Genomic DNA, 12,502 nt, shown 5'->3' on the forward strand with positions numbered 1-12,502 from the left:
CGCCAGCGCCAGGCGGTCCGGCGCTTCGCGAACCGCCGCCGACGCCGCGACCGCGACTGACCGCCGCGACCGCGACTGACCGCCGCGACCGCGACTGACCGCCGCGCAGCCGGCACTCGCCGGACGGAGAACGCCTGGGGACCGCCGGGGGGATACGACCGGGACCTGCCCGCCGGGGGCGCACCGGACCCCGGACTACCGGGCGATGACGGTCATCCGGTCGACGGCGACCTGCCCGCTGGTCAGCCGCAGGCCGATCGCGGGGGACCAGTCGGGATGGTCGGCCGCGGTGCCGAACGGGACCGTGCGCAGCAGTCGCCACTCGCCCTGGTGTTCGAGCCAGCTCGTCATCGTGCCGCCGGTGAACACGGTCGCGAACCGGTCGCCCGCCGACCAGGTCACGTCCGCGCAGCAGCCGCCGGTCGCGTCGTCGCCGAGGTCGCGGCCCGCCACCCGCACGTCCGCCCCGGACGTGCGGAACCGGTTGTTGTACCAGGCGAGGACGAGGTCGTCCGGTCCGGCCGCACGGCCGAGCAACACGCTGTCCTCCGGCGACCCGCCGCCGAACGACCGCGGTGCCAGGATCACCGCGAAGTCGCCGGCCGGCGCCGCCACGGGCGCGACCAGCACCGCCGCGGACTGGCGGCCCGCCGGCGTCGCGACCAGCGCGCCGTCGGCCACGTGGAGATCGGGTGCCGGCTCACCGAACCGGGCGCCGACCCGGTAGTCACCGAGCCGCGTGAAGTCGTCGTCCCACACCGTCGTGCCGAAGTCGGCCGGGTCGAAGGCCGTCTCCGCGTAGGCCAGGTCGGCGGTGGCGCGGACCTCCCTGCCGTGCTCGAGCGTCGAGACCAGCAGCCGCACGGGCAGCCGGACGCCCACCGGCATCGTGTCGGGGACCGACACCCGCCAGCGCATTGGCCTGCCCGCGGTGACCTTGCCGCTGACCAGCCGGGCCGTCCAGCCACGCGGCAGCGCCAGTTCCGGCCGGATGGTGACCGGCCCTGTGGCGCGCACGGTCCCGGTGACGTCGATGGTCTGTCCCGGCCGGACCTGCCCGATGTCGTCGAGCCGCACGCTGACCCGCTCGTCCTCCGTCCGCCACGCCTGCAGCGCGGTGATGCCGACGGCCCCACCGTCCACTCTGGACGGAAGAACGCGGAGCCCGTCCGTGTGGACGGGCGGGTCCACGGCGACCCGGTTGAGCTGACCGCGCACCGGTTTCGGCACCCGCCCGGGCAGGCCGGCCCACGAGCCGTCCGGCTTCCGGTACTGCAACTCGTAGGCGTCGGGGGTGCGTACCCCGCCACCGTCGTCGTAGAAGGAGATCCGGACGTCGGACACGCTGGTCGCGGCGCCGAGGTCGACCGAGAGCGAGTCCTGCCGGTTGGGGCTGCCGTAGCTCGTCCAGCGTGTCGTCGGGACGTCGAGGTGGAAGTCCTGGCCGTCGATCGCGTTGGCCGGCCGGTCGCCCGACCACGTGTAGGACGCGGTCGCCGCCGGGTAGCCGGTCCTCGCGACGTTGGCCAGGTCGTCGACGGTGTGTGGGTGGCTCTGCCGCCTGCCGGGCCGCACCGGCACGTCGGTCGGGCGCAGGTCGGCCTGGTGGTGCACGAGCGTGCCGTCCACCCAGACGCTCAGCCCGGCGCCCCGGCCGTAGGCGTGCCCGTCCCGGTCCCACGCGACCGTCAGGTTCCGTCCGTGGTACGGCACGTTCTCGGCCGCGAAGTGGTCCCAGGTGGACGGCACGAGCGGGGACAGCCGGACGTGGTCGCCCTGCTGCGGCCGGATGCCGAGCAGCCCGGACAGGACCAGGTCGTTGAACGTCGAGTGGTTGTAGTCCTCGCTGTGGTTGCGCGAGTCGTACAGCCACCGGTCCTCGTCCGGGTGGTGCGCCTCCGCGACGTACGGCTGGCCGTTCCTGCGTTGCGTCAGCGCGTAGCCGCGGAGCAGGTCGTAGTAGTCCTGTTTGTCCACAAAGGACTGGCGGGGGTAGTCGACGAGCTGGTTCGCCAGTGCGGTCAGGGTCTGGCTCGTCGCGTACGGCCAGCTCGGGCCCGACCAGCGGCAGCAGCCCAGGAGCGCGTCGTGCATGAACCAGGGGCTGCGCCGCTCGACGGTCGTCGGCCCGTACGGCGCGGCGAAACCCGCCGGGTCGGTCAGCTGCGCCCACGCCGCCGCGTCCTTCGCCGGCGCCATGTGGAAGTACCAGGGGACGAAGCCGATCTCCTCGCGGTCCGCGATCATGGTGCCGGTGTCACGCATGACGTGCTTGTAGAACTGGCCGCCGCCGTCCCACAGGTGACGTTCCTGGTTCGCCCGCAGGGACCGGGCGGCCTGCTCGTACCGGTCGGCGAGCCGCCGGTCGCCACGCATGCGCAGGAGCGACGCGATGGCCATCGCGTCCCCGTACTGGTAGGCGTTGAGCGTCGGCCGGAAGCCGGCGCCGCCGTGGTAGGGGTCAGGGCTCTGGTAGGAGCCGGCGGTGAACTCCATCGCGTCCCACACCGGCACCTGCCAGTACAGGCCGAGCCGGTTGTCGAACTGCGGCGCCCACGTCGCCCACTGCTTCTCCAGCTCCGGCAGCCGGTCGGTCGCGAAGTCCCACCGCCCGTCGACCGAGGCGCGGGCGAGCACGGCGTCGGCGGCCCAGAACGAGTACTGGTGGGCCCAGTCGGTGGTGTTCTCGTTGAGGCCGTCGGTCGCGGGTTTCGGGCCCGCGCCGCTGCCGCGCAGCCAGTAGTCGATGTAGTCGTCGAGGTAGCGGCCGTCGCGCAGCCACCGGCCCTCGTAGATGTGATGTCCCGCGGCGGCCACGATCCCGCCGTTGGGTGCCGAGTAGCCGACCGGACCGAGGAACTCCGAGACGATCCAGCCGTCGTCGGGGCCGGTGTACTTGAGCGCCTCCTTGAAGGTGCGCCAGCGGTAGTAGTAGGTGTCCTCGATCGCGGGGTCGGGCAGGTCGACGAACGGGATGTTGGCCTCGTACCACTCCGGCTCGACGAACCCGGCCAGCTTCGCGGCGTGGTCCAGCAGGTGGGTGCCGGGCCCCACCCCGGACTGGTGCGAGTCGGGTGCGGCCTGCGCCGGCGCGGTCGGCGCGGCCAGCAGGATGATCGCGACACACAGGGGTCGAAGCGAGCGCATGACGCTCCTCGTGCTCGTCGGATGCCGGCAGGGTGCGGCCCGGCGAGACGCCGCACCGCGATGACACCGAGACGAAGGTTAGCCGGGTTTTACAACGTTGTATATGCTCCGCGGCGATGGATGACATCTGGCGCGAGCAGTTCGACGAGTCGCCCGGCTACCTCGACTTCGCGCGGGTCGGGCCACCGTCGCGGGCGGTGGTCGAGGAGAGCGCGGCGTTGCTGGGCAGGGTGGCGTCGGCCGGGATGTCCACGGTGGACGACCTGATGACGTGCGACGACCGGGCCAGGGCGGCGGTGGCGCGGCTGTGTGGCGCGGTCGCCGAGCGCGTGGTGCTGCTGCCGCACACGAGCCAGGGGCTGTTCCAGGCGGCGTTCAGCGTGCCGGCCGGCGAGGTGCTGGTGTCGGCGTCGGAGTTCCCGGCGAACACCTACCCGTGGGCGCGGGCCGAGCGGGCCGGGCGGTTGACGGTTCGGTGGCTGCGGGTGCCCGCCGTGACGCCGGCGGTGGTGGCGTCCGCGTTGACCACCGACACGACCGTGGTGTCGGTGAGCGCGGTGGACTTCCGCACCGGCTACCGGGCGGACCTGGCCGCGCTGCGCGAGGTGGTGGGGGACCGGCTGCTGGTCGTGGACGGGATCCAGGGCGTCGGGGTCGTCGACGAGCCGTGGGAGGTCGCCGACGTGCTGGTGTGCGGCGGGCAGAAGTGGTTGCGCGCGGGGTGGGGGACCGGGTTCGCCGTGCTGTCGGAGCGGGCGCTGGCGCGGCTGGAACCGCTGATCTCGGGCTGGACCGGGGCGGCCGACCCGGGGCTGTTCGACGACGAGATCCACGAGATCGCACCGGACGCGCGGTCGTGGTCGGTGAGCAACCTGAGCCCCGTGACCGCGGGCGCGCTGGCCAGGGCGCTGGAGCTGGCGGAGGAGATCGGGCCGGCGGTGATCGCCGGGCGGATCACCGACCGGGTGGCCGAGCTGGACGAGGTGCTGCGGTCCGGCGGTGCGCGAATCGTGTCCGCGACGGACCGGCGGGCCGGGATCCTGGCGTTCCAGGTGCCCGGCCGCACCGCCGCGGAAGTGGCGACCGCGCTGGCCGACGTCGAGGTGACGGCGACGATCCGGCCCGACCAGGTGCGGTTGTCGCCGCACGCCTCGACCGGGCCCGACGCCGTCGAACGCGTGCGCGCGGCACTGGCGGACCCGCGGCTCACCGGCTCGGGCTCGTCCACCTACCGGGCCGGGCCCAGCCACTGACGTGGCACTATGGAAGTTGATGAGATCATGGCAGCAGCACGCGGGCGCGACGGGTGTCGTGGACTTCCGCCTGCTCAGGGGGCAGCTCGCGGACTTCATGCTCGGCTACAAGTTCGCGATCGACGAGATCGTCACGAAGATCAACATCTTGCGCGAGGACTTCAACAACGCCCACGAGCACAACCCGATCGAGCACATCAACTCGCGGTTGAAGTCGCCGGAGAGCGTGCTGGAGAAGGCCCGGCGCAAGAACTACCCGATGAACCTGGCGAGCATCCGGGAGAACGTGCTCGACATCGCGGGCGTGCGGGTGGTGTGCAGCTTCATCTCGGACATCCGCAACATCCGGGACATGCTGCTCGGCCAGGAGGACATCACGCTGCTCGACGAGCGTGACTACATCACCCGCCGCAAGACCAACGGGTACCAGAGCCTCCACCTGATCGTGTCGATCCCGGTGTTCCGGGCCGGGCGCACCGACCGCATGCCGGTCGAGATCCAGATCCGCACGATCGCGATGGACTTCTGGGCGAGCCTGGAACACAAGATCTACTACAAGTACCGGGGCGAGGTGCCGGCGAACCTGCGGACCGAGCTGACCCTCGCCGCCGACGCAGCGGCCCAGCTCGACGAGAAGATGGAGGCCCTCCACCACCTCGTGGACCGCCCCGGCGAGATCCGCCCCGACCCGATCGACTCCCTCGACCTCAGCGCCCTGTACGAGAGCTTCGCCGACCGCCGCTGACCGCCACGAGGTCCGCGGCCGTGCGGCGGAAGAACGGCCTGAGCGCCCGGTGCGGCGGTGAGGACGCGGCCGGTGGTGCCCCCCGCCTCGGCTCGCTGCCTGGCGCGGCTGCTCGACGATCGGGTAGTGGTTCACGACGTCACCGCTGCAACGCGGTGGCCGCGTCCCGCCCGATCCGCTCGACCGCGGCCATGTCGAGGCCGTAGTGCACGTACCGGCCGTGCCGCTCCACCCGCACCAGCCCCAGTTCGCGGAGCGCCCGCAGGTGCCTGGCCACCTGCGGCCGCGTCATCGACAGCCGGTCGGCCAGGTCGGCGGTCGTCATCGCCTGGCGGGCGATCAGTCGGCACAGGCGTACCCGGTGCGGATCCGTCAGTGCCATCAGCCGGTTCCGTGCCAGTGTGAGGGCCACGCCCGGCGCCTCCACCGGGTAGTGCACGACCGGCGGCAGGCCGGGCTCGTTCTTCACCAGCAGGTGCGGCGCGCCGAACCTGCTGGGGATCAGCATGACCGGCGTGTGCGCCGGGTTGAGCACCGCGTGGTGGACCTTGTCGAAGATCACCCGGGTCGGTGACTCCTGCAGCGTGGAAGGGCTCAGCGCGGCCAGTGCCGCCGCGGGTCCGTCGCGGGTGAGGCGTTGCCGCAGCCGGTGCGCGGCGCGGGTGAGCGCGGGTGCGGTCCCGGCCCACAGCTCGTTGAAGAACACCTCGCGGCACAGGTCGACGAACCCGAGCACGTCCGCGCGCAACGCCGACGGGTCGCGCAGCAGGTCCTCGGCGAGCCGCGGATGCGGCTCGGGCAGCATGGCCGCGGCCTGACGCAACGCCGCGGCCTGACGAGGCCGGTGCAGCACCCGGTCGAAGTGGTACCCGTGGTAGCCGCTCACACACGTGTACGCGGTCAGCTCGGCGAACCGGTCGAGGCACATCCCGGCCAGCCCGGGGTAGAAACCACGCCAGCGCAACGCTGTCCACAGTGGAGCGAACCGGTCCAGGCCCGTCCTGAGCGCGGGTGGGGCGTCCTGGACGACACCCTGCGCCCAGGGCGCGTGCTCGGGATGATGTGTGTGCTCGGTCAGCACGTGCAACGCCGCGGCCAGCTCCGCGAGCGGCGACACCGTGACCGTGAACCGGTCCGGGCCGACCCCTTCCAGCACGACGACGACCGACATGGCTCGAGCCTCTCACGCCGCGAACTCCGCGCGGGCCGCTGCCAGCAGGTCCGGCTCCGTCAGCAGGTCGGCGACCACGCGCGCCAGCCCGGTCGCCGCCACCTGGGTCCGGTCGTGGGCGAACGGCGAGGCCGCCGCCTCGCGCATCGCGTCGGAGTGGCTGGGCGTGCCGGCCGCGGCGATCTGGACGTACGGGTGGATGACCGGCAGCAGCATCGACAGGTTGCCGATGTCGGAGGAACCGGCCGGGTGTTCCGGGTCGTCGGTCGCGATGTCCACCCCCAGCGCGCGAACGGTCTCGCCGAACCGTTGCGCGAGCACCATGTTGTTGCGGCGCTCCGTGTACAGCGGGCCGGTCTCGCCGACCGTCGCCGAGGTCCCGGTGGCCAGCGCCGCGCCGTCGGCCGCCGCCCGCACCCGCTTGAGCAGCTCCACCACCGACACCGCCGTGCGGTCGCGCACGTACAGGTCCACCGCGGCATGCGCCGGCACGACGTTCGGCGCCAGCCCGCCGTCGGAGACGATGCCGTGCAGGCGAACCGTGGGCGGGACGAACTGCCGCAACGCGTCGATCGCCTGCAGGAACAGCTGTGCCGCGGCCAGCGCGCTGCGCCCCAGCCACGGGCTGACCGAGGCGTGCGCGCTCAGGCCGGCGAACTCGACGCGTAGGTGCGCGGCGGCGAGCCCGGGTCGCGCGGTCAGCGACCGGTCACCGGGATGGAACATCACCGCCGCGTCCACGCCGTCGAAGACCCCGGCCTCCGCCAGCCGGACCTTGCCCGCGCCACCCATCTCCTCGCCGGGCGTGCCGATGACCGCGACCGTGCCGGGATGGTCGGGCAGCGCGGCGCTGACCGCGATCGCCGCCGCCACGCCACCGGCGGCGATGAGGTTGTGGCCGCAGCCGTGTCCGACCCCGGGCAGCGCGTCGTACTCGGCGAGCACCGCGACACACGGACCGCGCTTGACCCCGTTGTGCACCGCCACGAACGCGGTCTCCACCCCGCCGATCGGCGCGCGCACCGCGAAGCCCGCCTCGGCGAGCCAGCCGGTGAGCACCTCCTGCGCGTGGCGCTCGGCGAACTTCAGCTCCGGCCGCGCGTGAATGGCCAGGCTCACCGCCTCCATGCGTGCCCGCACCGCGGAAACCGCGGCCGACAGCGACTCCAGTGACAGCATGGCGGTGGTCATCGAGAACTCCCTCGCACACGGGAACCGGTACGGGGCACGACAGTAGGAGCGGGCGGGCGCGTGCGGCGCCGGGTTGCCGCGAGCCAGGTAATGGTGCCGGGCCGCCAGCCACCCGACCGGGCACCGCTACTGGTCCGGGCCGCTCATGCTCGTGACGCGGCGGGCCAGCTCCACCCGCGACCGCACGCCCAACGCGGTGAAGATGTTGCGTAGGTGGTGGTCCACCGTGCGGTGGCTGATCACCAGGCGCCGCGCGATCTCCTTGTTCGTCTCGCCGTCCGCGACCAGGCGGGAGATCTCCGCCTGCTGCGGGGTGAGGCCGATGAGCCGCGGGTCCGGGCCGGCCACGGCGTCGCCCGCGCCGGTCACCGTCGCACCCGTGGCACGCAACCCGGCACGGGCCTTCTCGGCGCACCGGTCCGCGCCCGCGATCTCGAACACCCGCAGGGCGTCACGGAACTGCGCGCGGGCGTCCCGGGTACGCCGGTGGCGACGCAGCCGGCGCGCGTACGCCAGCTGCGTCCGTGCCAGCTCCATCGCCGCGCCGGCGGTCCGGTGCAGGGCGATCGCGGTCGTGAACCGCTGCTCCGCCTCGGCCGGGTCGGTCGCGAGCAGGCCGTGGCAGCGGTGCGACAGCGCCAGCCACGCGGGACTCCCGCCCGCCAGCGCCCACCGGTCGAACACCACCAGCGCGCGGTGCGCCCGGTCCGGCCGGCCCACCAGCACGGCCGCCTCCACCAGCAGCGGCGTGGCGAGCACCTGCACCGCGGGCTGCGCGCCGCTCACCCCCGCCGCCATGGACTCCAGCCGCCCGAGCGCGTCCGCCGGCCGGTCATCGGCCAGGTCCAGGCACGCGTGCGCCCACGACACGATCGCACCCGGGCGGCCGAGTGCCCGCTCGGCGATCCCGGGCGCCGCGGTGTCCAGCATGGACAGTGCGGTGTCGCGGTCGCCACGCAGCGCGGCCGACAGTCCCAGCAGCGACAGGTGTTCCACCCAGGTGTTGCGCTGACCCGCGGCGGCGGCCAGCCCCTCGGCCGCGGCCGAGCGCGCGTAGTCGTGCCGGTCCAGCACGATCGCCGCGAGGGCGAACTGCACGAGTGCCCACGGCAGCAGCGACTCCCGCCCGGTCAGCCGGGCCCGGCTGACCGCCGCCGACGCCCACTCGAACGCATCCTCGCCGCGCCCGAGCGCGAACGCGGCCTCCGCCGCCCACACCGCCGGGCCGACGTCGTCGGCCGCGCGCCCATGGTCGATCACCCGCCGCAACGGCTCGACCGCGTCCGCGTACCGCCCTTCGAACACCGCGGAAAGCCCGGCGAAATGGTCCAGGTGGTCCGCCGAGCGCGCCATGGCCAGATACCCCGGCAGGTCGCCGCGGAGCCTTCTCGCCTCGCCGGACAGCAGCAGCGCGGTGGTCACCTCGTCCGGGTCGGTGAGGCGGGCCGCCGCCGTGGCCAGCTCGTGCGTGGCGACCGCCGGGTCGCCGTCGCGCAGCTCCATCTCGCCGTGCAGCAACGCGCGCCGTCCGTCGTCCACAGTGGACGATCGGGTGAGCAGCAGCCGCGCCCAGCCCGGCCGGCCCGCTCGCCACGCGTGCCGGGCGGCCGCGAGCAACCGGTCGTCGCGCACCGAGGGGGCCACCGCGAGTGCCGCGGCCCGTTCGAGGAGCGTCGCCGCGGTCGCGGGGTTCGCCGACCGCGCGGTGGCGGCCAGCTCGTCGCCCAGCCGGGCGCTCGGGGACAGCGCGGCCCGGTGCCACGTCCGTTCCGGGCCGGTCAGCTCGGCCGCCAGCGCCGCGTGTGCCGCGCGGCGTTCCGCCGGGGACGCCAGCGCGTACAGGGTCGAGCCGACCACCTTGCTGGGCAGTGGTGTGCCCTCGGCCCGCAGCAGCCCGGCGGCCAACAGGGCGTCGACGTCGCCCAGTCGTCGCAGCACCGTCAGGTCCACAGTGGACTCGGCGGCCGCGCACACCAGCGCGTGCCGGGCCGCCGGCGACAGCGCGGCGACCCGGGCCCGGTAGTCCGCGCGACGCGTGCCCTCCGGCAGCTCGTCGGGCAGCGGCGCCCGGCCGGCCAGCTGGTCCGGTGTGAGCGACTCCGCCAGTGCCACCAGGTCGAGCGGGTTCCCGCCGGCGAGGTCACGGATCACCGCCCGCAGCCCGGCCGGCACGTCGCGGTCGATCCGGTCCCGCAGCAGCTGCTCGCACGCGGCGTCGGGCAGCGGCGGCAGCCACAGCCGCTCCACACCGGCGACGGCGTCGCAGGCCGGGCGCACCAGCTCCGGCCGCGCCGCGAGCACCAGCAGGACCCGCTGGCCGGCCAGCCGCCGCGCCGCGAAACCCAGTACCTCCAACGACTGCGTGTCCAGCCACTGCGCGTCGTCCACCCGGCACAGGACCGGCCGCCGGGTCGCGAGGCGGCACAGCAGCTCGTACACCCCACACCGCAACGGCATCCCGTCCGCCGAGCCGCGCACCGCGTCGCGCAGTGCCTCGGGCAGCTCCTCGAAAAGGGACGCCACCGGGGACAGCAGCCGGTGCAGCCCACCGAAGGGCAGGTCCCGCTCGGCCGGCACACCCCGTACCGCGAGTGTCGTCACCCCCGCCGACGGCAGCGCCGCGAGGACGGCCGTCTTGCCCGTGCCGCCCTCGCCGAGCACGACGACACCCGTGCCCCGGCCGTCCCGTGCGGCATCGAGAAGCTCCCGGAGCCGGCCCACCTCCGCGTCCCGGCCGCGCAGGACGGGACTCACGACAGCCGGCCGCGCAGCTCGCGCTTGAGCACCTTGCCGGCCGCGGAGACGGGGAGCTGGTCGACCAGGTGCACCTCGCGCAGCCGCTTGTACGCCACCACCTGCTCGTTCACCGCGGCCATCAGCCGGTCCGCGGACACCGGACCGCCGGCCGGCACCACGAACGCCACGGGCAGCTCGCCGACCGACTCGTCCGGCCTGCCGACCACCGCGGCGGCCAGCACGCCCTCCTGCGCGGCCAGCAGCTCCTCCAGCTCACGCGGGTAGACGTTGTACCCCTTGTACAGCAGCATGTCCTTCAGTCTGTCCACGATGGACAGATAGCCGTCCTCGTCCAGGACACCGATGTCCCCGGTGTACAGCCAGCCGTCGACGAGCACCTCGGCCGTGGCGTCGGGCCGGTTGTGGTAGCCGGTCATCACCTGTGGGCCGCGGATACACACCTCGCCGCGCTCGCCGGGGGTGGCCGCGCCGTCGATCCGGACCTCGGTGTCGAAGACCGGCAGCCCGACCGTGCCGGGCTTGCGCAGTCCGGACCGGTGTGCCGGGCCGCTCGTCGCGCCCATGGTGACCTCGGTGAGCCCGTAGCCCTCGCCGATCACCGCGTCGGGCGCCAGCTCGTACAGCCGCCTGGTCATCGCCAGCGGCATCGGCGCCGCGCCGGAGGAGATCGTCCGCACCGACGACAGGTCGCGGGTGTCGATGTCCGGGTGGTTCAGCAGCGCGGCGAACAGCGCGGGCGCCCCGCCGAGCGAGGTGACCCGCAGCCGCTCTGCCTCGGCCAGGTAGGCGGCCGGGTCGAGCCGGTCGTGGAGGGTGGCGCTGACACCGGTGAGCAGCAGGGCGTTGAGGCCGCCGATGGTGCCCATCGCGTGGAACCACGGCGTCAGGTTGATCGTGACGGAGGTGCCGAGCCGGGTCGGGAACTCCTCGGCGGTGCCGACCTGGGACAGGACGAGACCGCCCGCGCCGTCGAGCGCGGGCACGGAACCGGTGCCCCAGCAGGCGTACTGCAGCGTGTTGACCACGACGTTGCGGTGCGGCAGCCGAACGCCCTTCGACTCGCCGGTCGTGCCGCCGGTGTAGGCGAGGTGTGCGAGGTCGTGGTGGATGTCGATGTCCACCTCGGGCGCTCGCGTGGACCGGCCCTCGCGGATGCCGGGCACGTCCTCGGCGGTCACGGTCAGCACCGCGCCGGCGTCGGCGATCTGGCGCTCGGCGGCGGCGGCCGGCAGCAGCGGGTTGACCGGCACGAACACCGCGCCCGCGAGCAGCGTCCCGTAGTACGCGACGGGGTAGGCCAGGCAGTTCGGCATCCGCAGGGCCACCCGGTCGCCGTGCGTCACGCCGTGGGCCAGCAGGCCGTGCGCGAACTGGGCGGCCCGCTCGCCGAGCTGGGCGTAGGTCAGCGTCTCGCCGTGGTGGGTGAACGCCACCCGGTCGCCGTACCGCCGCGCCGACCCCATGAGGATCGCACCGGCCGGAACCTCGGGATACACCAGGGAGTCGGGCAGGCCGGGCGGTCGGGACTGGGCGTTGCGGACCGACATCGGGCCTCCTCAGCGTCACCGGTGAGTGCGTCCCGATGAAACACCAAGGGAAAGTGTTTCACAACCCCGCACCGCGGTCCGATGCCGGAACGTGGCCCTCCACCAGGGCCGCGAGCAGCGTGGACGCCGCGTCCAGGTCGGGCGCGCGGGACGCGAGCACGTCGGAGTACAGGAACGCCTCACCGAGGCGGACGATCGCGTAGCACAGGCTCTCCAGGCTCACCGCGGGCACGAACCCGCCTGCCTCGACGTCGCGGGCCAGCAGGGCGACGTGCGCGGCCATGACCCGCGGCTGCACCCGCCCGTGCGGGTCGGTGAGCACCCGGATCGTGACCACCGGTTCCTCCTCGAGCAGCCGGCCGAAACCACGGTTGCCGGCGATGTCCGAGCGGTACCGGCGCATCACCGCGAGGCAGCGCAGCTCGCCGCCGGGGGAGCGGACCGCGTCCCCGTGCGCCTTCCGCCACGCGCGTTTCGCGGCCTCCATGGTGTGGTTCCCCAGGTACCACAGGGCGTCGCCCATCAGGTCCTCGCGGTTGCCGACCCGGCGGAACAGCGTGCTGCGGGAGATGCCGAGCTCGGTGGCGAACGTGCGGGTGTCGAGGCGGATGCCCCGGTCGATCCAGTGCGCCGCGGTCCGCACGATCTCGTCGGCAGTGAGGGTCACGGCCGCACTGTACGACGCGTTCGC

7 protein-coding genes and 1 pseudogene are annotated in these 12,502 nt (G+C 73.8%); 2 read left to right on the forward strand and 6 right to left on the reverse strand.

Annotated features, from left to right (window positions below):
- Positions 1–195 precede the first annotated feature (195 nt).
- Entirely contained in the window at positions 196–3,147 is a 2,952-nt protein-coding gene (locus VET29_RS26965; RefSeq protein WP_324925405.1) for a discoidin domain-containing protein, read from the reverse strand.
- A gap of 116 nt (positions 3,148–3,263) precedes the next feature.
- Here VET29_RS26965 and VET29_RS26970 point away from each other — a divergent pair.
- Both VET29_RS26970 and VET29_RS26975 read left to right on the forward strand, forming a co-directional pair.
- Positions 3,264–4,358: pseudogene (locus VET29_RS26970) on the forward strand (aminotransferase class V-fold PLP-dependent enzyme); the annotation flags it as partial.
- Between the two features lie 61 nt (positions 4,359–4,419).
- Positions 4,420–5,145, forward strand: coding sequence for a GTP pyrophosphokinase family protein (locus VET29_RS26975; protein ID WP_324925407.1), 726 nt, complete (start codon positions 4,420–4,422; stop codon positions 5,143–5,145).
- A 139-nt stretch (positions 5,146–5,284) separates the two neighbouring features.
- Here VET29_RS26975 and VET29_RS26980 read toward each other — a convergent pair whose 3' ends face one another.
- The 5 genes from VET29_RS26980 to VET29_RS27000 all read right to left on the reverse strand — a co-directional run bounded on the left by VET29_RS26980 (position 5,285) and on the right by VET29_RS27000 (position 12,478).
- On the reverse strand, positions 5,285–6,316 hold the full coding sequence (locus VET29_RS26980; protein WP_324925409.1) for an ArsR/SmtB family transcription factor: 1,032 nt from the start codon (positions 6,314–6,316) through the stop codon (positions 5,285–5,287).
- 12 nt (positions 6,317–6,328) lie between these two features.
- Positions 6,329–7,507, reverse strand: coding sequence for an amidohydrolase (locus VET29_RS26985; RefSeq protein ID WP_324925411.1), 1,179 nt, complete (start codon positions 7,505–7,507; stop codon positions 6,329–6,331).
- Positions 7,508–7,633: 126 nt separating this feature from the next.
- A complete protein-coding gene (locus VET29_RS26990) occupies positions 7,634–10,261 on the reverse strand; it encodes a LuxR family transcriptional regulator (protein WP_324925413.1) in 2,628 nt (875 codons plus the stop codon).
- Positions 10,258–11,811 carry a class I adenylate-forming enzyme family protein gene (locus VET29_RS26995; RefSeq protein WP_324925415.1) on the reverse strand — a complete coding sequence of 518 codons (1,554 nt, stop codon included), beginning with the start codon at positions 11,809–11,811 and terminating at the stop codon, positions 10,258–10,260. The genes VET29_RS26990 and VET29_RS26995 overlap by 4 nt, the downstream gene beginning before the upstream one ends.
- Positions 11,812–11,869: 58 nt before the next feature.
- A complete protein-coding gene (locus VET29_RS27000; protein ID WP_324925417.1) occupies positions 11,870–12,478 on the reverse strand; it encodes a QsdR family transcriptional regulator in 609 nt (202 codons plus the stop codon).
- Between the last annotated feature and the right edge of the window lie 24 nt (positions 12,479–12,502).

Origin of the sequence: Actinophytocola sp. (genome assembly GCF_035634895.1) — a bacterium.
Classification (GTDB): domain Bacteria; phylum Actinomycetota; class Actinomycetes; order Mycobacteriales; family Pseudonocardiaceae; genus Actinophytocola.